The sequence below is a fragment of the Streptomyces sp. NPDC085460 genome, from assembly GCF_044541975.1.
In the GTDB taxonomy this organism is placed as follows: Bacteria; Actinomycetota; Actinomycetes; order Streptomycetales; family Streptomycetaceae; genus Streptomyces.
In genome coordinates this window covers 463,549-488,577 of record NZ_JBITTO010000001.1, presented here as the reverse complement: position 1 = coordinate 488,577, position 25,029 = coordinate 463,549, and the positions used below count along the sequence as shown (strand labels likewise).

Here is a 25,029-nt window from a genome sequence, read left to right as displayed (position 1 = left end):
GCGTGGGCCTGGGGGCCGTCAGCCGAAGCCGCCCCGGAGGGTCGTCCGGCCGCCGTCGCGTCCGGAGAGGACGACCGTGTACGTGTCGCCGGAGGCGTCCCTGACGCCCTCGGCGTGGTTGTACTGGGCGGCGAACGTGTGCGGCCCCGCCGGGACCGTACGGCCCCGCTTCAGCGTCCAGCGGTAGACCAGGGCGCCGGACTCCTCCGCGACCGACACCGTGAAGTCGTCCGCCGGCCGGGTCTGCCAGTGGCCGGTGCTGACGACACCGCCGTTGAGGGCGACCCGCACCTCGACGGTGACACCGGTGACCTCGGCCCCGGTGGTGACGGCCAGGTCGCTCTGGGCCCACCAGCGGTTGCTGCCGGGGTCGATGGTGCCGGCCGCGCGGGCCGCCGGGCCGGGCGCCGTGACCCCTGCCGGGGGCGCGGGCCGGTCCTGGAGGGCGGTCACGGCGAGACCGCCGAGGCCGACGACGCCCACGACGGTCGCGGCGACGGCGGCCATCGCCGTCCACCGGGACCGGCCCGCCCAGGGCGCGCGGAGGGGGTTCCGGGTGCGGTCTGCCCCGGGGGCGGTCATGCCCCGTTCGACCCGGGCCAGCATCCGGGCCCGGTCCGGCCGGTGCGCGAGGGCCGCCTCGCGCAGCTCGCCGCGCAGCCGTGTCTCGTCCATCAGCGCCTCCCCGCGGCGAGTTCGGTGGCGGCCCGGTCGCCGAGCAGCTTCTGGAGCTCGGCCATGCCCTTGGCCGTCTGGCTCTTGACCGTGCCGACCGAGACGCCCAGGGCCAGGGCGGTGTCCCGCTCGGAGAGGTCGAAGGCGTGGCGCAGCACGACGCAGGCGCGCTTGCGGAACGGCAGGGCGCGCAGCGCGGTCCTGACGTCGATGACGGCGGGCACGTCGGGGTCCTCGGTGTGCTCGGGGCGCCGGTCCCAGAAGGCGGCGATCCTGCGGCGTTCACGGACGGTCCCGCGGATGCGGGTGCGGACGAGGTTGGCGACGACCCCGCGGGCGTAGGCGGCGGGGTGGTCGGCGGCACGGACCCGGTCCCAGCGGTGCCAGAGCGCGAGCATCGCGTCGGCGGCGAGGTCGTCGGCGGCGTCGGTCTCGCCGGTGAGGAGGTGCGCGAGGCGGCCGAGTTCGGCGTAGTGGCGGTCGAAGAACTCCCGGAACTCGGCGGCTCCGTCCCCGTCCCGGCCGGGGTCCCGGCCCTCGTTCCGGCCGGGGTCCCGGCCCTCGTCCCGGCCGGGGTCCCGGTCCTCGTCCCGGCCGGGGTCCCCGTCCTGGCCCCGGCCCGTGTCAGATTCCGTCACGGCCCGCCCCGGGCGCGGTGGGCGCCGGTCCGGTGCCCGCGCGGACGGTGAGGCGGGGAGCGAGGAGTTCGGTGCCGTGGGCGGGTGCGCCCCGCAGCCGGGCCACGAGCCGCTCGACGGCGATCCGTCCCATGTCCTGAACGGGCACGGCGACCGCGGTGAGCGGTACGGAGGCGTGGGCGGCGACCTGGTCGGGGCAGAGCGCGGCCACGGAGACGTCCTCGGGGACGGCCCGGCCCTGGTGGCGCAGGACGGCGAGGAGGGGCTCGACGGCGGCCTCGTTCTGCACGACGAGGGCGGTGGTGCCGGGGCGCTCCTCGAAGATCCGGGTGACGGCGGCGGCGACGGCGGCGTAGGTGCCGTCGACGGGCCGGTGCAGCACGTCGAGGCCGCGCTCCGCGGCGGCGGCGCGGACACCGGTGAGGGTGCGCGCGGCGTAGCCGGTGCCACGGGCGTAGACGGCGGGGGGTTCGCCGAGGACGGCGAGGCGGCGGTGGCCGAGGTCGGCGAGGTGGTCGACGCAGCGGGCGCCGGCCGCGGCGAAGTCGAGGTCCACGCAGTCGAGTCCGGAGGTGTCGGCGGGCAGGCCGATGAGGACGGAGGGCCGCTCGGCCTCGCGGAGGAGCGGGAGGCGGGGGTCGTCGAGCTCGACGTCCATGACGATCATGCCGTCGGCGATGGCGCTGCCCTCGACGCGGCGGACGGCCTCGGGGCCCTCCTCGCCGGTGAGGAGCAGCACGTCGTGGCCGTGGGCGCGGGCCGTGGTGGTGACGGCCATGGCGATCTCCATCATGACCGGCACGTAGAGGCCGGTGCGCAGCGGCATCATCAGGGCGAGGATGCTGGTCCGGCTGCTGGCGAGGGCACGGGCGCCGGCGTGCGGGCGGTAGCCGAGCTCGTCGATGGAGTGCTGGATGCGCTCGCGGGTGGCGGCGGAGATGGAGCGCTTGCCGCTCAGGACGTAGCTGACGGTGCTGGCCGACACACCGGCGTGACGGGCGACGTCGGCGAGGGTGACCACGTGCGCGCTCCTGGGCTGGGCTGGTCCGGGGGTGGGTCCGGGTCGGGCCCGGGGTGGGTCCGGGTCGGGCCCGGGGTGGGTCCGGGTCGGGCCCGGGGTTGGGTCCGGTGTGGGTGGGGGTCCCGTCGTCGACAGGGACCCCCGACCCTAAGCGTCCGCTCGACGGACTGTCCAGGTGGGGCGCGAAGAGTCCAAGGGCCGGAGGCCGGGGCGGGGTTGTGCGGGGGCGTGCGGCGCGATGGGATGGAATCCGGCGCGCAAGCGCTTGCCGGCGGGTGTCCACGCCCCGCGCCCCTCCCCGACTTCCCCCTCTCCCCCTCTCCCCCTCCCCTCCCCTCCCCTCTTCTCACCTCCGACGGGAGCACCCCATGACCGACCTGCCCTGGTACACCTCCTTCGCCCCCGAACAGGGCACGCTGCCGCCGCGCGCCTGGACGGCCGAGTCGGACGCCGCGCGGCTGCCGCTCGGCGGCGACTGGGCGTTCCGTCTCTCCCCCGCCGCCGACGCGGCGGACACCTCCTTCGCCGAGCCCGGCTTCGACGCCGGGGCGTGGCGGACCGTCGCCGTGCCGGGGCACTGGGTGCTCCAGGGCAAGGACGGCGAGTTCGGCGGGCCCGCGTACACCAATGTGCTGTACCCCTTCCCGGTCGATCCGCCGTTCGTGCCCGACGAGAACCCGACCGGTGACCATCTGCGCCGGTTCGACCTGCCGGACGGCTGGCCGGCGGAGGGTGGGGCGGTGCTGCGCTTCGACGGGGTCGAGTCCTGCGCCCGGGTGTGGTTGAACGGCACGGAGTTGGGCTGGTTCAAGGGGTCGCGGCTCGCCCACGAGTTCGCGGTCGGGGAGCTGCTGCGGGAGCGGGACAACGTGCTCGCCGTCCGGGTCCACCAGTGGTCCTCGGGGTCGTACCTGGAGGACCAGGACCAGTGGTGGCTGCCCGGCATCTTCCGGGACGTGACGCTGCTGCACCGCCCCGAGGGCGCGCCGGGCGACTTCTTCGTGCACGCCTCGTACGACCACGCCGCCGGCTCCGGGGAGCTGCGGGTCGACTGTGACGTGCCAGGCCGGGTCCGGGTGCCGGAGCTGGGGCTCGACCTGGCCACCGGGGAGTCGGTGACGGTGCCGGTGGAGCCGTGGAGCGCGGAGGTGCCCCGGCTGTACGAGGGGGAGCTGTCGGCCGGCGGGGAGCGGATCGGGCTGCGGATCGGCTTCCGTTCGGTGTACGTGGAGGACGGCGTCCTGAAGGCGAACGGGCGGCGGATCCTCTTCCGGGGCGTGAACCGGCACGAGTTCCATCCGGAGTCGGGGCGGGCCGTGGACCCGGAGACGATGCGCGCCGACGTGGAGTTGATGAAGCGTCACAACATCAACGCGGTGCGGACCTCGCACTATCCGCCGCACCCGGCCTTCCTCGACCTGTGCGACGCGTACGGTCTGTGGGTGATCGACGAGGGCGATCTGGAGACCCACGGTTTCGAGGAGCTGGGCTGGCGGGGCAATCCGGTGGACGACGAGCGGTGGACGCCGGCGCTGCTCGACCGGGCGGCCCGGCTGGTCGAGCGCGACAAGAACCACCCGTCGGTGGTGCTGTGGTCGCTCGGCAACGAGTGCGGCACGGGCGCCGGTCTCGGCGCGATGGCCCGCTGGATCCACGACCGGGACCCCTCGCGGCCGGTGCACTACGAGGGCGACCGCGCCTGCCCGGACGTGGACGTGTACTCCCGGATGTACCCGCCGCACGCGGAGGTGGCGGAGATCGGCCGGAGGGAGGACGGGGGTCCCGAGCACCGGCGTGAACTCCCCTTCCTCCTCTGCGAGTACGCGCACGCGATGGGCAACGGACCGGGCGGGCTGAGCGAGTACCAGCGGCTCTTCGAGACGTACGAGCGCTGCCAGGGCGGCTTCGTGTGGGAGTGGATCGACCACGGGCTGGTCCATCCGGTCCACGGGTACGGCTACGGCGGCGACTTCGGCGAGGAACTGCACGACGGGAACTTCGTCTGTGACGGTCTGCTGTTCCCGGACCGGACGCCGTCGCCGGGCCTGGTCGAGTACAAGAAGGTGATCGAGCCGGTGCGGATCGCGCCGGGCGGGCGACCGGGCACGGCGCTGGTCACCAATCTGCACGACGTGGCGGACCTGTCGGGCCTCGCCTTCCGGTGGGAGTTCCTGGCGGACGGACGGATCGTGGGCGAGGGGGCGCTGGACGTGCCGCCGCTGCCCGCCGGGGAGAGCGCGGAGGTCGCCCTGCCCGCGCCTCCCCCGCATCCGGCCGGGGCGGAGACGGGGTGGACGGTACGGGCGGTGCTCGCGGCCGGCACGGTGTGGGCGCCCGCCGGGCACGAGGTCGCCTGGGGCGTGCTGCCGGTCTCCCCGGCCCGGCCCCCGGCGCCCCTGGGCGCGGCCGTCGGGGCGGTGGCGGAGGGCGACCGGATCGTCCTGGGCCCGGTGGTGTTCGACGCCCGCACGGGCGCGCCGCTCTCCCTGGGCGGGCTCGCGGTGACGGGCTTCGGCCTCGACGTGTGGCGGGCGCCGACGGACAACGACGAGGGCGCGCCCTGGCAGCCGGACGCGCGCTTCGGCCCGCTGTGGCGGGAGCTGGGGCTGCACCGGATGCGGCACCGCACGGACGGGGTGGAGCCGGACGGCGAGGGGCTGACGGTCCGGGCCCGGGTGGCGCCCGCGGCCCGTGACGTCGGTCTCGCCGTCACGTACCGCTGGACCTCCGACGGCACGACGACCCGGCTCGCCGTCGACGTCGTCCCGGAGGGCACCTGGCCGGTGCCGCTCCCCCGCCTCGGGGTACGGCTCGGACTGCCGGCCGCCCTCGACCGGGCCGAGTGGTACGGCGGCGGCCCCGGCGAGGCGTACCCGGACACCCGCGCCGCCGCGCGCCCGGGCGTCTGGGAGTCCACGGTGGCCGGGCTCCAGACCCCGTACGTCCGCCCGCAGGAGAACGGCGCCCGGATCGACACCCGGTGGCTGGAGCTGACGGGCGGCGGCGCGGGGCTGCGGGTCGGGGGCGAGCCGTCGTTCTGGTTCACCGCCCGCCGCTGGACGCACGCGGAGCTGGACGCCGCCGCGCACCGCCCGGACCTGGTGCCGGGCGACACGCTGTGGCTGAACCTGGACCACGCGCTCCACGGCATCGGGTCCCAGTCCTGCGGCCCGGGCGTGCTGCCGGAACACCGCCTGGAGGCGGCCCCGGCGTCCTTCTCGCTGACCTTCGCACCGCCCAGGCCACGTTGAGGCGGGGCAGCGGACCGGCGGGCTGCCCCCGGACGTCGTCGGTGTCGGCGGTGGCGGTGGTCCGCCACCGCGACGTCTGAGGCGGCCCCGGACGCTAGCGGAACGCCCGCGCGGGCAGTAGCCGCTGTGTCTTCAACTCGGCGGCGACGAGGGCCGCGTACTCGGTGGCGCCCTGGACCGAGGTGTGGGTGTTGTCCCGCTTCTCGGCCGTCAGGTACAGCGCCTTGGAGGCTTCCGGTCCGAGCCGTTCGACGCGGGCCCTGGTGAGGGCGGTGAGGTCGATCAGCGGGGTGGCGAGGGTGTCCGCGAGGGACCGGATCTCGGCGGGGTGGTCGACGCCGAGTCCGTTGACGAGGAGGGCGATGTCGTTGTCGAGGGTGCCGTCGGCGTTGAACCAGCGGCGGACGATCGGGGTGACGAGGACGGGTTCGCCGCCCCGGGCGCGTACCCGCTCGACCAGGGTGGTGAGGTTGGCCCGGTAGCCGGCGGCGTCGGTCTGCTTGTCGTTGTGGGCGAGCTGGATCAGGACCGGGTCGCCGGGCCGGATCGCGGCCTCCACCCGGTCGAAGAGGGCGGGGTTCGAGAGGAAGGTGACGGTGCTCTCGCCGGAGTCGGCGTGGTTGGCGACGGCCACCCCCCGCTTCAGGTGGACGGGGAGCCGCTGGCCCCAGCCGGTGTACGGGTCGCCCGGCTGGTCGCAGACGGTGGAGTCGCCGATCAGGAAGAGGCGGGTGGCCCTGGGGGCGGGGGTGACCCGGAGGGACTCCACCCTGGGGGCGGCGCCACCCAGCAGCAGGTCGAGGCCGGGACTGCCGGCGGGTCCGGTGGGCTCGCCCTCGGGGTCGCGGACGTCGACGGTGAAGGAGCGGCGCAGCCGCTCGCCGGCCCCGGTCGGGGTCTCGGCGAGCAGGGCGCGGCGGGACTCGCCGCTGATCGCGGTCGCGCCCGCGGTCGCGCCGCCGAGGGTGACGGTGACGTCGTATGTGCCGGGCGGCAGGTCGACGTGGCAGGCGAGGGCGGTGCTTCCGGCGACCGGGGCACAGTGGTCGAGGCCCTGCCCGTGCGGGGTGCGGGCGTGGGCGGTGGCGGGTGCGGTGGCGGCGAGGAGCGCGAGCAGACTCGCCGCGAGGACCACGGTCCTCTTCATCGGGCGTCTCCTGTGGGTCACTGGGGGAGGTGGTCGCCGACGAGGGCGAGGTTCTGGATGGCGGCGAGGCCGTACAGGGCGGTGGTGTTGGTGCTGATCCACAGGTGCTCGTAGCCGGGTTCAAGGGCGGCCGGGCCCTGCACGGGCGTCTTGTCCCAGACCATGGCGGAGGTGTAGCCGTCGCTCTTGTCGAACCTGGCCCAGGCGCGCTGGGCGAGCTGGGTGTCGTTCAGCTGGGCGGCGGCGTAGGCGTCCTGGCGGGAGTGGCCCTGGAAGAGGAGGAGGGTGCCGAAGTTCTTGCCGTAGCGGGCGGCCTGCTCGGTCTTCGAGGCGTTGAAGTAGCGGCAGTAGTCGAGCCAGGCGGACCTGAAGGCCGGCATGTCGACGAGGTCGATGAGTTCGGCGCACATCTCGACGAGGCCGAACATCGCGGAGAGGTGGGAGACGCCGACGACGGGCTGCTCGGCGATCGCGAAGCGGCCGGTGTCGAGGTCGTAGAGGCCGGTGCCCTGCACGAAGCCGTTGGGCTGGGCGGCGATCGTCTCCATGGTGGAGCGCAGCCGCGCCTCCGCCTTGGCGGCCTTGGGCCCGCCGCGCTCCCACTCGGTGAGCCAGGCGGCGGCGAGTCCGCTCCAGTCGGTGCCGAAGCCGATGGAGAGGGCGTGGCGGTCGGGGGTGTAGGGCTCGGTGCGGATCTTGCGGATCGGGTCGAGGACGAGGAAGGTCTCGTCGGAGTCGACCAGGTCGTGCATGAGGTCGCCGACGCGTTCGTCGGCGGTGAGGAAGTAGTAGGGGCGGCGGTAGACGGCGGTGGAGATCCGCTGCTGCTTGGCGCTGTCGGCGAAGTGCTGGACACCGTGACGGGTGCCGAGCCCCGCCCAGGTGCCGAGGTGGTAGACGTCGACCTCGCCGGTGTGACGGGTCATCGCCTCGGCGAAACGGAAGACGTCGGCGCGGCCGGAGCGCAGATAGGCGTACCAGAGCCACAGGTCCGGCGAGAGCTCGGAGTTGTCCCAGGCGTAGCCGCCGACGTCGTACCGCCACTGGTGCCGGTCCTCGTCGTAGGTGTGCATGATGTCGCCGTAGTCCCAGAAGCCGTACCAACGGCGCTGCTCCACCTGGTCCTTGTAGTAGGTGAAGAGGTAGTCGAGCCGGTCCTCGATCCGCGCCTTCGCCGGGGTGGAGCGGTCGACGGGCGAGAACAGCCCGCCGAAGACGCGGGCGCGGACCAGGTCCTCGGGGCTCGCGGCGAGCTGCGGCGGGGTGCGGACGGCGGCGGCCTGGGCGACGAGGGCGGCCGCGGTGGGGGTGGCGGCGTTGGCCCAGAACATCAGCTCGCTGGTGCGGGCGATGCCGTAGGGGGTGCCGAAGCCGGGCTCGTAGTCCTCGTAGGTGATATTGAGCCCTTCGAGCTGCTCGGGGAAGGTGTCCTGGCCCATGCCGTCGTGGTAGAAGCGCAGGTCCATGGGCTGGGCCTCGGGGGACCAGAGCCAGAGGGTGACCTCGGCCTCGTCGCCCGCGGCGCCGCGGATGTCGAGCTGGGCGGGGTGCTTCTGCCAGAAGTCCCGCAGCCCGAAGGAGAGTCCGCCGCTCGCGCCGCCGACGTAGCCGAAGCCGCCGGCGCGCCGCCCGCCACCGGCGGGGATCCAGCCGTGACCGTCCTTGGTGCGCTTGCGGATCCCGAAGCCGTCGGCGGTGAGCTGCGAGAGCGTGTAGTCGCCCCAGGTGGGGATGTACGCGAGCCGGCTGGTGACGCGCTGGTCCCAGGTGGCCGGGTCGGGCAGCCTCTCCCCCTTGACCTGCGCGGCGCGGACGGCGGCGCCGGGGTCGCGGCGCAGACCGGTGACGCCCTGGACGGCCTCGGTGAGGAAACCGGCGTCCTGGCCGGCGAGCCGGACGTGCCGGTCGTAGCAGGCGTCCCGCATCGGGACGGTGAAGCGGACGCCGAGGCCGCGGATGAAGTCCTTGTTCTGGTCGCCGTCGTAGGTGATCGTGTGGACCATCCGGAGGGCCTCGGAGCCGGCGTGGAAGTACAGCCGCACGGAGAAGGGCAGCCAACTCCTGCGTCCCTTGCGGTGCTTGCCGTCGATCCGCACCACGGCCCTGACGGGCCCGGCCTGTTCGACGACGGCGCCGGAGATCTCGCCGTCGAACCGCTCCCACTTGGCGTTGCCGTGGTCGCCGTCGTCGAGGTCGCTCTGCCGCAGCAGCACGAGCCGCCCGTCGGTGGCGATCCGCACGCCGTCGCGGGTGAGGGACTCGACGAGCTTGCCGCCGTCCTTCCCCAGCACGGCCTTGACCACACCGGTGTCGACGGTGATCCTGCGGCCGGTCTCGGTGACGGCGACCTGCCGCACGCCGGCCGCGGGTGTGCCGGGCGCGAGCGCGTACCGCTCGGCCCCGGCCGCCTCGGGCCCGACCGCGTGCGCGGTCCACTTCAGCGAACCGTCGGGCCAGCGGGCCGTGGTCCACGTCTGTACGGGGACGGGGACGCCGTCGGCGGTGGTCAGCGCGAACTCGCGGTCCCCCGGGTGCACGCCCTTCGGCCAGGCGACGCCGAAGGTCGACCCTCCGGCGGCCCCGAGGCCGCCCGGCTCCAGCCACGTGAGGGTCGCGGGCCGCTCCTCGGCGACCGGCTCGGCGGCGGGCGCCGCCCGCGCCTCGTTCCGGCCCAGCACCCAGCTGAACTGGGCGGCGGCACCGGCGACGGCGGCCGCCTTGAGGAGGGAGCGGCGGGGTAGCGAGGACATGGGAGCTCCTTTCGAGAGCATGCCGACGGCACGCCGGCGGGAGGGGGGACACGCGGGGGTCTCGGGCGCGCTGCCGGCGAGGGCGTCGCGGCGCCTGGCGTACCGGGCGTGACGGTCGATCAGGCGGATCGGCTTGCGGCGTACCGGGCTTCGGCGCGCCAGGCTTGCGGCGTAACGGACTTCGGCGCACCAGACTTGCGACGTCCCGGAGGACGGCGTACCGGGCTTGCGGCGTACTGGAGGACGGCCTACCGGAGGGTCAGGCGTCCGCGAGGGCCGCGCCCGTACGGCGCTCGGCCGCCAGGGTGCCGGCGGTCAGGAGGCCCAGGGCGGGCAGGGCCAGCGGGGCGGAGAACCAGGCGGAGCCGGCGACGACCGCCAGACCGCAGACGACGAGCAGGGAGCCGGCCGGGTCCCGCGCGGAGCGGCGCCAGGCGGCGGCGAGCAGCGCCCGCCAGGAGGCACCCGGTCGCCAGGCGGTGGCCGCCCGGAGCAGGGTGACGGTCGCCCAGAGCGCCGCGAGGATCGCGAGCGCTCCGGCGGCGCGCCCGCCGGGCACCGGCAGCGCCCGTACGAGCGCGAGGTCGGCCAGGACCAGGGCGAGCACCGCCCACCAGGCCAGGCCGGCCGCCCACCCGCCGCCGCGCAGGGCGGCGCGCACATCGGCCGCGAAGGACCGCGCCCCGGTCGCCTCGCCCTCGATCGAGCGCCGCAGATGGCCCGCACCGGCGGCCAGCGCCGCCGGCAGGGTGACGAGCGGGAGCGCGGCGACGGCGATCCACACCCCCGTCAGCAGGCACTCGGCGAAGACGCCGAACCGGGCGAGGAAGCGGTCCCGCCTCACTTGAGCCCCGAGGTGGCCATGCCGTCGATCAGGTACCGCTGGAAGGCGAGGAAGAAGGCGACCACGGGGAGCAGCGCCACCAGCGACATCGCGATCATGCCACCGTAGTTGGCGACGCCGTCCTGGTCGACGAACATCTTCAGGCCGAGCGAGACGGTGTACTTCTCGGGTTCGTTGAGATAGATCAGCGGGCCCATGAAGTCGTTCCACGCGTTGATGAAGGTGAAGATCGCGCTGGTGATGAGGGCGGGCCGGCACAGCGGCAGCACGATCGACCAGTAGGTCCGCAGATGGCCGCAGCCGTCCAGGCGCGCCGCCTCGTCGAGCTCCCGGGGCAGTCCGCGCATGAACTGCACCATGAGGAAGACGAAGAAGGCGTCCACGGCGAGGTACTTGCCGAGGAGCAACGGCGTGTAGGTGTTGATGAGTTCGAGCTTCTGGAAGAGCACGTACTGCGGGATGAGCAGCACGTGGTACGGCAGCAGCAGCGTGCCGATCATCAGGGTGAAGAGCAGGTTGCGGCCGGCGAAGCCGATCTTGGCGAAGGCGTAGGCGGCGAGCGAGCTGGAGATCAGCACGCCGGCCACCGAAGCGAGCGCCAGGAAGAGCGAGTTGCCGAAGAAGGTGGAGATGGGGATGTCGGCGATGCCGTCGGCGAGCCGCCGGTAGTTGTCGGTGATGGGGTCGGTGGGCAGGACGTTCAGGCTGCCGACGATCTCGTCGTTGGGCTTGAACGACCCGCCGATCACCCACATCACGGGATAGAGCACAACCGCGAGCACGGCGAGCGAGCCGAGGTGCCAGGCGAGAGACCCGGCGCGGACACCCCGCGCCCCGGTGCGGACGAGGCTCATCGGCCCCCCTCCTCGTAGTGCACCCAGCGCCGCTGGGACCAGAACAGGACCGCCGTGACCAGGCCGACGGCGAGCAGCAGCATCCAGGCCATCGCGGAGGCGAGCCCCATGCGGCTGTTCTCGAAGCCCTGGACGTAGAGGTAGCAGGTGTAGACGAGGGTGCCGTCGGCCGGACCGCAGGCGTTGCCCTGGCTGCCGATGATGTAGGCCGAGCCGAAGATCTGGAACGAGTGGATGGTCTCCAGGAGCACGTTGAAGAAGAGCACCGGGGAGATCATCGGCAGGGTGATGTGCCAGAACCGGCGCCACGGCCCCGCGCCGTCCATCTGCGCGGCCTCGTACAGCTCGCGGGGCACCTGCTTGAGCCCGGCGAGGAAGATGACCATGGGGGCGCCGAACTGCCAGACGGTGAGCGCGACCAGGGCGTAGAGGATCCGGTCCGGATCGCCGATCCAGCCGCCCGGGTCGAAGCCGAGCAGCTGCTGCGCCCGGTCGACGGGGGCGTCGTCGGCGAACAGGGCGCGCCAGACGATCGCGATGGAGACGCTGGCGCCGATGAGCGAGGGGGCGTAGAAGGCGGCCCGGTAGAAGCCCTGGCCGCGCCGGCTCTGGTTGAGGAGGACGGCGACGCCGAGGGCGGCGGCGAGCTTCAGCGGGGTGCCGAGGACCACGTACCAGCCGGTGACCTCGACGGAGGTGCGCCAGCGGGGGTCGCCGAACATCTCGGTGAAGTTGTCGAGGCCGATCCACCGGGGGGCGTCGAAGAGGTTGTAGTCGGTGAAGGCGAAGTAGAGCGAGACGGCCATGGGTCCCGCGGTGAGCAGCAGGAAGCCGGCGATCCACGGGGACATGAAGAGGTAGCCGGCGAGGTTCTCGCGGGCGCTGCGGGAGCGCGGGGCGCGGCCCGCCGGCCGGCGGGGGCGTCCGGTGCGGGCGGCGGGGACCGCGGGCCCGGGCCCCTCCCCCGGCGGGGCCGTCGCCGACGGCTGCGGCGCGGCGGGGATCGGTGCGGTCGTCACAGGCGTGTCCATCAGGCGGAGAGCGCGGTCTTCGCCTCGGTGAAGTACTGCTTCACCGCGTCGGCGACGGTCCTGGTGCCCAGCGACATCTCCTCGGAGAGGCGCAGGAAGGCGGCCTCGCAGACGTCGGCGCCGGCCGGGTGCGGGGTGATCGGTTCCAGGACGCGCGAGTCGACGAGCTGCTTCTCGTAGGCGGCGATCTGCTTGCCGACGGGGTCGGAGGGCACGTAGGCGGCGTACTGGGCCTCGGTGGCGGGGACGCCCCGGTCGTAGCCCATGATCGTGCCGACCTCGGGGTCGTGGACCATGAAGTCGATGAACCGGGCCACTTCTTCGGGGTGCTTGGTGCGCCGGGAGGCGCTGAGCATGAGGGAGCCGAGGTACTGGCCGGTGCGCTTGCCGTCGCTGGTGGGAATGGGGGCGAGGCCGTACTGGCTCTTGCCCTCTGCGGTGTAGCGGACGGCGAAGTTGTCCCAGGTGAACTCGGTGCCGGCGAGTTCGGCGGTGACCGCCGACTTGGGCTTGGCCTGGATGGTCTTCTTCGGGTCGGCGTAGACACCGGACTTCACGCGCTCGGCGGCCTTGTCCCACCAGTCCGTCAGATCGGCCTCGGTGAAGCCGAGTCCGGTGGTGGTGAAGAACGCCTTTCCCTGCTGGCGCAGGTAGAGGTCGTACAGGTACATGATCCCGTAGGGTCCGGCGTCGCCCGCGCGGCCGGCCGTCTCCTGGATCCGGGCCAGGGCGTCGTGGTACTCGTCCCAGGTCCAGCCGGGCCTGGGGGTGACCTTGGCCCGGGTGAGGACGGCCTGGTCGACGACGAGGGCCATCGAGTTGCTGCCGACGGGGACGCCGAGGAGCTTGCCGTCGACCTCGCCGAACTTCTCCAGGCCGGCCCGGAAGCCCTCCAGGCGCAGGTTCCCGGCCTCGACCTGCTCGCGCAGGTCGAGGAGGACGTTCTTGGCGTCGTACTTGCGCAGGAAGCCGATGGCGTTCTGGAAGACGTCGGGCGTGTTGCCGCCGGACGCCTGGGTGTTGAACTTCTTCCAGAAGTCGGCGTACGGCTGGAAGTCGGTCTTGACCTTGATCTTCGGGAACTTCTTCTCGAAGAGGGCGATCGACTGGTTGATCCGCTTGGCGCGGTCGTCGGAGCCCCACCAGGTGTACCGGATGGTGACGGTTCCGTCGCCGCCCGCCGAGCCGGAGCCGCCTCCGCAGCCCGCCGCGGTCAGGCCGAGTGCCGCCACCGAGCCACCCGTGATCTTCAGCAGACTCCGACGGTCGACAGTGCCTTGAGTACGCACAGTTCGTCCTCCCGCGCGTGATTAGAACGTTTCAGGAAAGCGCTTGCTGGGTCACCGTAGGGTTGCCTGTCAGCCACGTCAACGCTTCGGACAGGATCTTTCGAAGCGCTTCGAAGGCGGGGTATGCCTCGGTGTAGTGAAAGGATTCAAAGAGGGGCCGGTCAGGCCAGCCGGATGACGTTCCAGGACATCGGCGCGAGGACCGCCCTCAGGGCGCCGTCCACGAGCTCCGTTCCGGCCACCGCGTGGGGCACCACCCGGTCGGGCTCGGCCAGGGTGTTGCGGGCCTCCGGGTCGGCGTCGGCGAGCGCGCTGTGCTCGACCACCCGCTCCAGGCCGCAGCCCCGCAGGGCCACCTCCAGCGGCAGGGCCCTCTCCCGGTCGCGGTTGACCGCGAAGACCGTCACGCTCCCGTCCTCCGCGCGCACGGCGGTCGCGTGCAGCAGCGGCACCTCGCCGTACTTCTCGGTGCGGTACGCCGGCGAGACCGGACGCACGTCGAGCACGGTCCCGCGCCCGTATCGCGCGGCCTGCGCGAACGGAAAGAAGGTCGTCTGCCGCCACGCGGGCCCACCGGGCTCGGTCATGATCGGCGCGATCACGTTCACGAGCTGGGCCAGACAGGCCACCGCGATCCGGTCGGCGTGCCGCAGCAGCGCGATGACGAGCGAACCGAAGACGACCGCGTCGGTGACCGTGTACACGTCCTCCAGGAGCCGCGGCGCCTCCTGCCAGTCCTCGAACGGGTGCGGGTGGGGACGGCGCTGGTACCAGACGTTCCACTCGTCGAAGGAGAGCGTGAGCCGCTTCTCCGACTTCAGCCGGGCCGCCACGTGATCGCAGGTGGCGACGACCTCCTCGATGAACGCCTCCATGTGGACGGCCGAGGCGAGGAAGGAGTCCCGGTCGCCGTCGGTCTCCTCGTAGTAGGCGTGCAGCGAGACGTGGTCCACGACCTCGTACGTCTCCGCCAGCACCGTCGCCTCCCAGGACGCGAAGGTCGGCAGGTCGCGGGCGGAGCTGCCGCAGGCGACGAGTTCGAGACCCGGGTCGATCTGGCGCAGGGCGCGCGCGGTCTGGGCGGCGAGCCGGCCGTATTCCCCGGCCGTCTTCTGGCCGGTCTGCCAGGTGCCGTCCATCTCGTTGCCGAGGCACCACAGGCGGATGCCGAAGGGGTCCTTGTCGCCGTGCTCCACGCGCAGGTCCGAGAGGGCGGTGCCGCCGGGGTGGTTGGCGTACTCGACGAGCTCCATCGCCTCGGCGATCCCCCGCGTGCCGAGGTTCACCGCCAGCATCGGCTCCACGCCCGGGCCGAGCTTGCGCAGGAAGCCCATGAACTCGCCCAGGCCGAAGCGGTTCGACTCGGTGGTCCGCCAGGCGACGTCGAGCCGGCGCGGGCGGTCGCCCACCGGGCCGACACCGTCCTCCCAGCGGTAGCCGGAGACGAAGTTGCCGCCGGGGTACCGCACGACCGTGACGCCGAGCTCGCGGACGAGGTCGAGGACGTCGGTACGCAGGCCGTCCGCGTCGGCGGCGGGGTGCCCCGGCTCGTACACGCCGGTGTAGACGCAGCGCCCCAGGTGCTCGACGAAGGAACCGAAGAGACGGGGATCTACGGGGCCGACGGTGAAGTCGGGGTCGAGGGTGAAGCGGGCGGTGCGCTCGGGAAGTGACACGGGAGATCCTCTCGTTCGAGATTTCGACCACTGGCCGCATGTCCGAACGAGAACGTAGGAGGGGGGTTGGGGTGCGGTCAATGGATCGCCTGATGGATGGGATCCGGGAGGTTGGATCCGAGAGGTTGGATCCCGGAGATTGGATCCCGGAGATTGGATCCAGGAAACCGGATCTTGGATGTTGGATCCAGAAGGTTGGATCCAACATCCGGCCCCGCCCCAGCCCCGCCCCCAGAACGCCCGAAGGCCGGGCGGTCCCCTCTCGGGGGCCGTCCGGCCTCGTCGTACGCGGAACCTCTCGCGCGGGGCGGGCTGTTATTCGAGCAGCTCCGCGTACGAGCCCATGGCCAGGGCGATGTCCGCCTGGGCCCAGAACCGGTGGTAGGTGAAGACGGGGGCGGCGCCGCCCGCCAGGTACGCCTCGATCTTCGGCCAGGCGGGGTCGTCCTGGTAGAAGGAGCGGATCGAGGCGAAGGTGGAGGTGGAGTCGACCTTGTCGCCGTTCGGCATCACGCCGGTCCAGCCGTTCGGCACGTAGACCGGGTCGTCGAAGCGGTTGTAGTCGGCGCGGGTCTCCTGGACGGCGATGCCCAGGGGGTCCTGGTGGTGGTCCCACATGCCGTCGAGGAGTGCCTTGGCGACCCGCTTGGCCTCGGCGTGGCCGGACTTGGCCGCGTAGTAGGTGAGGGTCTTGGCGTAGGCCGCGGCGACGCCGACGTCGTTGGTGTAGTCGGCGACGGTGACGTGCAGGCCGGCGTTGTCGCCGGGGTTCGCCGCGTTCCAGGTGTCGGGCGCCCCGGACCACTGGAGGGTGGACGGGAAGCGGAAGGTGCCGTCCGGGTTGACGGTGGTCTTCGACAGCGCCCAGGAGACCCACTTGTCGAGGACGGTCTTGGCCTCGGCGTCACCGGTCTGCTGGTAGTACTCGGCGACCCGTTCCATCGACCACGCCTGGAAGCCGAACCACTGGTTCGACGCGGGGTCGTGGTAGACGGGCTTCTCGTCGTAGTACATGCCGTGGAAGGTGGGGGTGCCGGCCGGCGGGGTGGCGTAGCGGCCCTGCCAGCTGTTGGTGGCGCCGCCCGCGATGGCGCCCTCGCTCGACTGGAGCCAGCGGTAGAACTCCAGCTGCCGGTCGAGGCTGGTGGCCCAGTCCGTCTGTCCGGTCGCGGACTTGGGCTTGAGCGGGGCGTACGAGCTCAGCGCGTAGGCGGCGAGCGGGTTCTGGTAGCCGCCGTGGGCGTGGCTGGAGCCGATGCGCCAGGACCAGCCGGCGGAGGTGTCGGTGGCCCCGCCCCAGGCGTAGTACCAGGACATCAGGTAGTGGGCGCTGTCCTTGCCGGTGCCGGCCGGGCAGGCGGTCGGGCCGACGCAGTTCCCGACCTTCTTGAAGTACTTGTCGAACATGGCGTACCGCAGGTAGTCGCCCATCTTGGCGGCCTTGCCGATGGTGCCGGCGACCTGGTCGCCCTTGCCCTGCTGCTTGGCCCACAGGTCGGCCCAGTAGGCGGCCTGGACGGCGCGGGCGTCGGCGTCGGGGGCGTTGGTGAACTTCCACTGCTTGGCGTAGGAGGCGTCCCTGGTGAAGAGGTCGAGGTAGCCGTTCTTGCCGCCGTAGGTGAAGTTGTCGCAGGTCGGGTGGGTCACGGTCTCCCAGACGGACTCCTGGGGGCCGCGCTGGAAGGTGTTGACGTACGAGGGGCCGGTCGCCGTCGGTCCGGCGGAGCACGTGCCGGGCTCGTTGCCGTAGCCGTAGACGTTGTCGACGTCCTGGATCCAGTGCATGCCGTAGATGTCGTCGGTGCCGTAGGCGCTCTTCAGTTCGCCGGCGATCGGGTCGGCGCCCGAGGCGACGCCGCCGTCCAGCTTGGCCGGGTACTGGGACGGGAGGTCCCACTCGGGGGCGTAGGTGGCCGGCTTGGAGGCGTTGTAGGTGCCGGTGGTGGGCGTGTCGGCGTGGGTGGGGATCATGTACTTCTCCATGATCGTCCACGCGCCGTTGAACTTGCTCCAGTCACCGGTGATCTTGCCGTACATGGCTTCCAGCCAGATCAGGTAGCTGTACGCCTCCGAGGTCGTCTGGTGGCCGTGGTCGGGGGCCTCGACGATCAGCGTCTCGACGGAGTGGTACGGGATGCCCTCGGGCGAGAAGTAGCCGTTGGCCGGGTTGGTGATCTTCCCGTACATGTCGAGGAAGCGGGCGTCGTACGTCGAGTCCGCGGCCAGCTGGGTGACCGAGACCTCGGCCTTGGCGTGGCCGGGGGCGGTCGCGGTGAAGACGGCCACGCCGGTGCCGGTGGCGGCGGCGCTGACGGTCACCTTCCGGGCGGTGTTCCAGTTCGCCGGGGTGAAGGTGAGGGTGGCCGGGCTCGCGGTCAGGCCGGTGTTGCCCGAGGTACGGGCGACGGTCACGGTGACGTCGGAGGCCGGGGCCTTGGAGAGCTTGAGGTCGAAGGTGCCGGTGGCGCCCTGGCGGACGCTCAGCGCGCCCGGGGTGACGACGAGCGCGGGGCCCGCGGCGACGGTGATGCCGACGGGGGCGGACTCGGCGGAGGCGCCCTGGCTGTCGTACGCCTTGGCGTAGAGCGAGTGGGCGCCGGTGGCGAGACCGGTGGCGCTGTACGTGAAGGGGGCGGTGGTGTCGGTGCCGAGCAGGGTCGTGTCGCTGTAGAACTCGACCTTGTCGACGGTGGCGCCGTCGGCCGCCGCGGCGGTCGCGGCCAGCGGGACGGCGTCGCCCTGGCCGTAGACCGCGCCGGCGGCGGGGCTGGTGAGGACCGCGACCGGCGGCTGGTGGGCGCCGGTGCAGGGGGTGCCGTTGACGGCGAAGTTCGTAGGGGCGGCGTTGGCGCCGCTGTAGGTGAACTGGCCGCCGGCGGTGACGGCCGCGCCGGGGGCGACGGTGCCGTTCCAGCCGGCGTTGGTCACCGTCACGTTCTTGCCGGACTGGGACCAGACACCGCTCCAGCCGTTGGTGAGCTTCTGGTCGCCGGCGTAGGAGTAGGTGAGGGTCCAGCCGTTCAGGGCGGCGGAGCCCCGGTTGGTCAGGGTGAGTTCGGCGGTGAAGCCCGAACCCCAGTCGTTCGTCTTGTAGTCGACGCCGCACTGCACGGCGGCCGCCTGCGCGGTGCCGGCTCCGGCGCCGGCGGCCAGCAGGCCGAGGGGGAGGGCGAGCGCCGCGGTGAAGGCGGTCAGGTGCCTGCGGGGGCGGCGTGGTCTCAGGCGTGGCATACGGGTGGATCTCCTCGCGGCTCGGGAGGTCGGGGTGTGCGAAGAGCGGACCGTTCAGGGGGTGCGTGAACAAGCCATGAACCAGTGGGAGCGCTCCCACTGTGCAAGCGTGACGCAACCACGTCAAGATGCGTGAAGAGTCGAAGACATGCGACGAGGAATTTCCTCAACTCCTCTTTTGCTTGGCGTCGGTTGCGGCTACGGTCTGCCCCGACCAGTGGGAGCGATTCCATCCAGGCGGCACGCCGTAAGGGGCGTGCCCTCGCTGTGAGGACTCGCTCATGCGACATCCCCCACGTCTCACCGCGCTGCTCGCGGGAGCAGCGGTCACGGCGGCGAGCACCGCGCTCGCCGTCGTGGGTACGGCCTCAGGAGCCGCGGCCGCACCCGTCTGCACCGTGGAGTACTCGGTCACCAACCAGTGGACCGGAGGATTCCAGGGTGCTGTCACCGTCACCAACAACAGCACCGCGCTGAACGGCTGGAGCCTCGGCTTCTCCTTCCCCGCCGGCCAGCGGGTCAGCCAGGGCTGGGGCGGCAAGTGGACCCAGTCCGGCGCCGCCGTGACCGTCACCAACGAGAGCTGGAACGCCCAGCTCGGCGCCGGCGCGAAGCTGACGACGGGCTTCACCGCCTCGTGGACGGGGGCCAACACGGCCCCGACCGCGTTCACGCTCGGCGGTGCGCCCTGCGTCACGGACGGGCCGACCACCCCTCCGACCACACCGCCCACGACCCCTCCGACCACCCCGCCCACCACTCCCCCGACGACGCCGCCCACCACTCCCCCGACCACCCCTCCGACCACACCGCCCACCACCCCGCCCACCTCGCCGCCGCCGACCCCGGTCACCGGCGCGCCCGAACTCACCGTCACCGGAAACAAGTTCACCGACCAGAACGGCGCGGTCCGGCGCCTCCTCGGCGTCAACCGCTCCGGCGGCGAGTTCATGTGCGTCCAGGGCCACGGCATCTGGGACGGTCCCGCCGACGACGCCTCCGTGAAGGCGATCGCCGACTGGAAGGCCGACACGGTCCGCATCCCCCTCAACGAGGAGTGCTGGCTCGGCCTGGACAACATCAAGCCCGAGTACCGGGGCGGCAACTACGTCGACGCCGTCAAGGACCTCGTGACCAAGGTCCTCGCCCACGGCATGACACCGGTGCTCGAACTGCACTGGACGCACGGCCAGTACACCGGCAACTCCTCGGGCTGCGGCGACGTGCACGCCTCCTGCCAGAAGCCGATGCCCAACGCCCAGTACACGCCGGCGTTCTGGACCTCGGTGGCGAACACGTTCAAGAACGACAAGCGCGTCGTCTTCGACCTCTTCAACGAGCCCTATCCGGACCGGGCGACCTCCACCGCGACCCAGGCATGGACCTGCTGGCGCGACGGCGGCACCTGTCCCGGCATCGGGTACGAGGTCGCCGGCATGCAGGACCTGGTGGACGCGGTCCGCGCCACGGGGGCGAAGAACCTCGTCCTCGTGCCCGGCATCGCGTACTCCAACGACCTCAGCCAGTGGCTGACGTACCGCCCCACCGACCCGGCGCAGAATCTCGGCGCCGCCTGGCACGTCTACAACTTCAACACCTGCTCCAACGAGACGTGCTGGAACGACACCCTCGCCCCCGTCGCCGCGCAGGTCCCCCTGCTGGCCGGCGAGATCGGCGAGAACACCTGCGGACACGCGTTCATCGACCGCGTCATGAAGTGGTTCGACGACCGCGGGCTCTCGTACCTGGGCTGGACCTGGAACACCTGGAACTGCAACTCCGGTCCCGCGCTGATCAGTTCGTACGACGGCACACCCACCGCGTTCGGCGTCGGACTGCGCGACCACCTGCGCGCGGTCAAGCCGTGACGTCCGCCCGTCCGGCCCGGCGAACCCCTCGCCGGGCGACCTCCCCGAAAGGAATCCCCACCCCCATGAGCCGCACCAGCCGTACCGCCCTCCTGGCGGCCCTCGGCCTCGTCACCGCGACCGGAGCCACCGCCACGGTCTTCGGCGCCACCGCCGGCGCAGCCACCCCCGGCTGCAAGGTCGACTACAGCATCACCAACCAGTGGAACACCGGCTTCGGCGCCAACGTCGTCGTCACCAACACCGGCGACCCGGTGACCTCGTGGACGCTGGAGTGGAGCTACGGGGGCAACCAGCAGGTCACCCAGGGCTGGAACGCCGCCCTCACCCAGTCCGGCGCCGCCGTCACCGCCAAGAGCCTGTCCTACAACGGCACGCTCGCCACCGGCGGTTCGACCTCCTTCGGCTTCAACGGCTCCTACAGCGGCACGAACGCGGTCCCGGCGACCTTCAAGCTCAACGGCGTGACCTGCAACACCGCCACGCAGCCCACGGACCCGCCGACCACGCCCCCGACCACGCCGCCCACCACCCCGCCCACGACGCCGCCGACCACCCCGCCGGGCCAGAAGGCCGACAACCCCTACGCCGGCGCCAAGGTGTACGTGAACCCCGAGTGGTCCGCCAAGGCGGCGGCCGAGCCGGGCGGCACCAAGATCTCCCAGCAGCCCACGGGCGTCTGGCTGGACCGCACCGCGGCCATCGCCGGCGTGAACGGCGGCATGGGCCTGCGCGACCACCTCGACGAGGCCCTGGTCCAGAAGGGCTCCGGCGAGCTCGTCGTCCAGCTGGTCATCTACAACCTGCCCGGCCGCGACTGCGCCGCCCTCGCCTCCAACGGCGAGCTCGGCCCGACGGAGATCGAGAAGTACAAGTCCCAGTACATCGACCCGATCGCGGCGATCCTGGCCGACCCCAAGTACGCGGGCCTGCGGATCGTCACGACGGTGGAGATCGACTCCCTGCCGAACCTCGTCACCAACGTGGCCGGGCGGCCGACCGAGACCGCCAACTGCAACGTGATGAAGGAGAACGGCAACTACATCAAGGGCGTCGGCTACGCGCTCAACAAGCTCGGCGCCGTCGCCAACGTCTACAACTACGTCGACGCGGGCCACCACGGCTGGCTGGGCTGGGACTCCAACTTCGGCCCGTCCGCCGAGCTGTTCAAGCAGGCCGCGACCGCCGAGGGCTCGACCGTCGCCAACGTCCACGGCTTCATCGTGAACACGGCCAACTACAGCGCCCTGAAGGAGGACCACTTCAAGATCGGCGACAGCGTCAACGGCGCCTCGGTCCGCACCTCGAAGTGGGTCGACTGGAACCAGTACGCCGACGAGCTGTCCTACGCCCAGGCCATGCGCGACAAGCTGGTCTCGCTCGGCTTCGACAGCAAGCTCGGCATGCTGATCGACACCTCCCGCAACGGCTGGGGCGGCACCCAGCGGCCCACCGGCCCCGGCGCGCTCACGGACGTGAACACCTACGTCAACGGCGGCCGTTACGACCGGCGCATCCACCTCGGCAACTGGTGCAACCAGTCCGGAGCGGGGCTCGGCGAGCGTCCCCAGGCGGCCCCGGCCGCCGGCATCGACGCGTACGTCTGGATGAAGCCCCCGGGCGAGTCCGACGGCGCCTCGAAGGAGATCCCGAACACCGAGGGCAAGGGCTTCGACCGCATGTGCGACCCGACATACACGGGCAACGCCCGTAACGGCAACAGCATGTCCGGCGCGCTCCCCGACGCCCCCATCTCGGGCCACTGGTTCTCCGCCCAGTTCCAGGAGCTCCTGAAGAACGCCCACCCGGCGCTGTAGTCGACGCCTCTCCGTGACCCGACCCGGCGGTAGCGGGTCACGGAGAGGACCACCCGGAAACGGCCGGACGGGACCCCACGGGCCCCGTCCGGCCTTCCGGCTGTCCCCGGCCCCGTCAGCAGGACCCCCGCACCACCAGCTCCGTCGGCAGGACGCGCCGGGGGGCGTCCTCCAGGGTGCCCGCCACGTCGTCGAGGAGCATGCGGGCCATGGTGCGGCCCATCTCCTCGATGGGCTGGCGGACGCTGGTGAGCGGCGGGTCCATGAGCCGGGCCACCGGGGAGTCGTCGACGCCGACCAGGGCGACGTCCTCGGGGACCCGGCGACCCGCCTCGCGCAGCGCCGCGCGGGCGCCGGCCGCCATCACGTCGGAGGCGGCGAAGACGGCGTCAAGACCGGGGCGGCGGGCGAGGAGGCCCCGCATGGCGCGCCGGCCGCCCTCCTCGGTGAAGTCCCCCGCGGCGACCAGCCCCTCGTCGGGGGCGTGGCCCGCCTCGGCCAGGCCCGCGCGGTAGCCGCCGAGGCGGGCCCTGGCCACGTACATGTCCAGGGGGCCGGTGACGGTGGCGATGCTCCGCCGGCCGCGGCCGACGAGGTGGGCGACGGCGGCGCGGCCCGCCCCGATGTTGTCGGAGTCGACGTACGGGACGGGTTCGGCCTCGGAGCGGCGGCCGTTCATGACGACCGGGATGCCGAGCTCGCGGACGCGGTCGGGGAGCGGGTCGTCGCCGTGCACGGAGGCGAGGAGGACGCCGTCGACGCGCTGGGCGGCGAGGTACTGCTCGAAGCGCTGGCGCTCCTGCTCGCTCCGCACCAGGGTCAGCAGCAGCTGCTTGTCCGCCTCGGCCAGTCCGGCGCCGACCCCGCGGATCAGGTCCAGGAAGTAGGGCTCGGCGAAGAGCCTGGCCTCGGCCTCGGGGATGACGAGGGCAACCGCGTCCGTGCGGCTGCCGGCGAGCGCGCGGGCGGCCTGGTTCGGTACGTAGCCGAGCTCGGCGACGGCCCGCGCCACGGCGGCGCGGGTCTGTTCGCTCACGCGCGGGGAGCCGTTGATGACCCGGGAGACGGTGCCCCGGCCGACCCCGGCGCGGGCCGCGACCTGCTCCAGGGTGGGTCTGCTGTTCTGCCGTCCGTTCACCGTCGCCGTACTCCCCTCGTCGGACCTCGTGCCGCTCACCAGGGCCGCGGTGGGCGGGCCCTCCGACCCGCGGCCGTATCAATGGGAGCGCTCCCACCCTAGAGCACCGCACTCCCCCGGCGCCACGCGTGTGTTCAGGAGATGACGTGAAGACCCGGCCCCGGGCGCCCGGAGGCCCGTCCCGCACCTTCCGGTAACGAATCCGCGTTCATGTCTTGACACCCCCCACCCCCCGGCGGCAACCTTCCGGCAACGACGTGGGAGCGCTCCCATCCGGGGGCGGAACAGCCTGCATCAGGTCCCGGCAGGGCCCGCCGAGCCGCGAGCAGCCGGCCGGACCTCTTGGCGCACAACGAGCACCACCTTGGACGAGGAGAGTGGAATGCGCACTTCCAGCAGCAGACGCGGACGCCGCACGGCCGCCGCGGCGGTCGCCGCAGTGGTCACCGGCACGGTCCTGCTCACCGGTTGCGGAAGCGACAAGGACGACGAGGCCGGGAAGGACGGCGGCACGATCACCCTGCGCGTCGGCACCTTCGGCTCGTTCGGCTACGACAACAAGACCGGCGCGAAGCTGTACGCCGAGTACGAGCGGCTCCACCCGAACATCAAGATCGAGGAGTCGAACGTCGCCGACGGCCAGAAGTACTGGGACACCCTGAAGCTGCGCCTCTCCCGGAACAGCGGCGTCGCCGACATCCAGGCGATCGAGGTCGGCTACATCGCCGAGGCCACCGGCCCGACCATGGCCGACAAGTGGCTGGACGTCGTCAAGGACGGTGGCGCCGACACCTCCAAGTTCCTCGACTGGAAGGTCAAGCAGGCCACCACCGCCGACGGCAAGGTCATCGGCCTCGGCACCGACATCGGCCCCATGGCGGTCTGCTACAACAAGGACCTCTTCGCCAAGGCCAAGCTGCCCACCGACCGCGAGGAGGTCGCGAAGCTGTGGGCCGGCGACTGGGCCAAGTTCCTCACCGTCGGCGAGACGTACAAGAAGAGCGCCCCCGCCGGCACCGCCTTCCACGACTCCGCCAGCGGTCTCTTCAACGCGGTGCTCTCCAGCGACCCCGTCCAGTACGCCGACTCCAGTGGCAAGCTCGACTGGGAGAACAGCCCCGGTGTGAAGAAGGCATGGGAGCTCGGCGTCAAGGCCGCCGAGAGCGGACTCACCGCCAAGCTGCGCCAGTTCGACGAGGCCGGCACCTGGAACGCCGCCTTCAAGAACTCCAAGTTCGCCACCGTCGCCTGCCCCAGCTGGATGACCGGCATCATCAAGGACCAGGCCGGTCCCGCCAACCAGGGCAAGTGGGACATCGCCGCGCCGCCGGTCGCCGGCAACTGGGGAGGAGCCTTCCTCGCCGTGCCCAAGGCGGGCAAGCACACCAAGGAAGCCGCCGAGCTGGCCGCCTGGCTGACCGCCCCCGAGCAGCACGCCAAGGTCTTCGCGGTGAACGGCAACATCCCCTCGTCGAAGGACACCCTCCTCTCCCCCACGGTGCAGAACGCCAAGCTGCCGTACTTCGGGGACACCCCGGTCGGCAAGATCTTCTCCTCGGCCGCGGGCCGCATCACCCCCGCCGTCATCAGCCGCTACGACGGCCAGGTGAAGACCTTCCTCACCGACAACGGCATCCTCGACATCGAGCAGCGGGGCACCGACCCGGCCAAGGCGTGGGAGAACGTCAAGAAGCTGGTCGACGACAAGATCGCCCAGTAGCGGGGACCGCGTACCGGCCCGCCGCCACCGACGGGCGGCGGGCCGGCACCGTCCGCACCACCGCACGCATCGACCTGGA

General features: G+C 72.3%; 16 protein-coding genes. 4 read left to right on the top strand and 12 right to left on the bottom strand.

The window, feature by feature from the left end:
- Window positions 1-18 precede the first annotated feature (18 nt).
- The 3 genes from ACIGHB_RS02220 to ACIGHB_RS02210 are packed head-to-tail and all read right to left on the bottom strand — an operon-like array spanning window position 19 to window position 2,334.
- Complete coding sequence (locus ACIGHB_RS02220; protein ID WP_399908782.1) at window positions 19-675, bottom strand: hypothetical protein; 657 nt, start codon at window positions 673-675, stop codon at window positions 19-21.
- The gene (locus tag ACIGHB_RS02215; RefSeq protein WP_399908780.1) at window positions 675-1,313 is read right to left on the bottom strand and encodes a SigE family RNA polymerase sigma factor; all 639 of its coding nucleotides are present in this window, start codon (window positions 1,311-1,313) and stop codon (window positions 675-677) included. The genes ACIGHB_RS02220 and ACIGHB_RS02215 overlap by 1 nt, the downstream gene beginning before the upstream one ends.
- A complete protein-coding gene (locus ACIGHB_RS02210) occupies window positions 1,300-2,334 on the bottom strand; it encodes a LacI family DNA-binding transcriptional regulator (RefSeq protein WP_399908778.1) in 1,035 nt (344 codons plus the stop codon). The genes ACIGHB_RS02215 and ACIGHB_RS02210 overlap by 14 nt, the downstream gene beginning before the upstream one ends.
- Window positions 2,335-2,702: 368 nt before the next feature.
- Between ACIGHB_RS02210 and ACIGHB_RS02205 the strand changes: the two genes are divergently transcribed.
- Window positions 2,703-5,585 carry a glycoside hydrolase family 2 TIM barrel-domain containing protein gene (locus tag ACIGHB_RS02205; protein WP_399908776.1) on the top strand — a complete coding sequence of 961 codons (2,883 nt, stop codon included), beginning with the start codon at window positions 2,703-2,705 and terminating at the stop codon, window positions 5,583-5,585.
- A gap of 94 nt (window positions 5,586-5,679) precedes the next feature.
- Here the strand turns inward: ACIGHB_RS02205 and ACIGHB_RS02200 are convergent, their stop codons facing one another.
- The 8 genes from ACIGHB_RS02200 to ACIGHB_RS02165 all read right to left on the bottom strand — a co-directional run bounded on the left by ACIGHB_RS02200 (window position 5,680) and on the right by ACIGHB_RS02165 (window position 18,407).
- A complete protein-coding gene (locus ACIGHB_RS02200; protein WP_399908774.1) occupies window positions 5,680-6,732 on the bottom strand; it encodes a rhamnogalacturonan acetylesterase in 1,053 nt (350 codons plus the stop codon).
- 17 nt (window positions 6,733-6,749) lie between these two features.
- Window positions 6,750-9,482, bottom strand: coding sequence for a Tat pathway signal sequence domain protein (locus ACIGHB_RS02195; RefSeq protein WP_399908772.1), 2,733 nt, complete (start codon window positions 9,480-9,482; stop codon window positions 6,750-6,752).
- A gap of 259 nt (window positions 9,483-9,741) precedes the next feature.
- On the bottom strand, window positions 9,742-10,326 hold the full coding sequence (locus ACIGHB_RS02190; RefSeq protein ID WP_399908771.1) for a hypothetical protein: 585 nt from the start codon (window positions 10,324-10,326) through the stop codon (window positions 9,742-9,744).
- Window positions 10,323-11,180 (bottom strand): carbohydrate ABC transporter permease, encoded by an 858-nt coding sequence (locus ACIGHB_RS02185; protein WP_360310141.1) that lies wholly within the window; start codon window positions 11,178-11,180, stop codon window positions 10,323-10,325. Before ACIGHB_RS02185 ends, ACIGHB_RS02190 begins: the two co-directional genes overlap by 4 nt.
- Window positions 11,177-12,211: an ABC transporter permease subunit gene (locus tag ACIGHB_RS02180; protein WP_399908768.1), complete on the bottom strand. Its 1,035-nt coding sequence runs from the start codon at window positions 12,209-12,211 to the stop codon at window positions 11,177-11,179. Before ACIGHB_RS02180 ends, ACIGHB_RS02185 begins: the two co-directional genes overlap by 4 nt.
- Entirely contained in the window at window positions 12,211-13,500 is a 1,290-nt protein-coding gene (locus ACIGHB_RS02175) for an extracellular solute-binding protein (RefSeq protein ID WP_360310137.1), read from the bottom strand. Before ACIGHB_RS02175 ends, ACIGHB_RS02180 begins: the two co-directional genes overlap by 1 nt.
- Before the next feature lie 161 nt (window positions 13,501-13,661).
- A complete protein-coding gene (locus ACIGHB_RS02170; RefSeq protein WP_360310135.1) occupies window positions 13,662-15,176 on the bottom strand; it encodes an alpha-N-arabinofuranosidase in 1,515 nt (504 codons plus the stop codon).
- A 315-nt stretch (window positions 15,177-15,491) separates the two neighbouring features.
- Window positions 15,492-18,407 carry a glycoside hydrolase family 48 protein gene (locus ACIGHB_RS02165; RefSeq protein WP_399908766.1) on the bottom strand — a complete coding sequence of 972 codons (2,916 nt, stop codon included), beginning with the start codon at window positions 18,405-18,407 and terminating at the stop codon, window positions 15,492-15,494.
- Between the two features lie 281 nt (window positions 18,408-18,688).
- Between ACIGHB_RS02165 and ACIGHB_RS02160 the strand changes: the two genes are divergently transcribed.
- Complete coding sequence (locus ACIGHB_RS02160; protein WP_399908764.1) at window positions 18,689-20,275, top strand: cellulase family glycosylhydrolase; 1,587 nt, start codon at window positions 18,689-18,691, stop codon at window positions 20,273-20,275.
- A gap of 65 nt (window positions 20,276-20,340) precedes the next feature.
- On the top strand, window positions 20,341-22,092 hold the full coding sequence (locus ACIGHB_RS02155) for a glycoside hydrolase family 6 protein (protein WP_399908762.1): 1,752 nt from the start codon (window positions 20,341-20,343) through the stop codon (window positions 22,090-22,092).
- 115 nt (window positions 22,093-22,207) lie between these two features.
- Here ACIGHB_RS02155 and ACIGHB_RS02150 read toward each other — a convergent pair whose 3' ends face one another.
- Window positions 22,208-23,230, bottom strand: coding sequence for a LacI family DNA-binding transcriptional regulator (locus ACIGHB_RS02150; RefSeq protein WP_399908760.1), 1,023 nt, complete (start codon window positions 23,228-23,230; stop codon window positions 22,208-22,210).
- 382 nt (window positions 23,231-23,612) lie between these two features.
- On the opposite strand from ACIGHB_RS02150, the gene ACIGHB_RS02145 reads away from it, so the two are divergent.
- Complete coding sequence (locus ACIGHB_RS02145) at window positions 23,613-24,950, top strand: ABC transporter substrate-binding protein (RefSeq protein WP_388881191.1); 1,338 nt, start codon at window positions 23,613-23,615, stop codon at window positions 24,948-24,950.
- The last annotated feature ends 79 nt before the right edge of the window (window positions 24,951-25,029 follow it).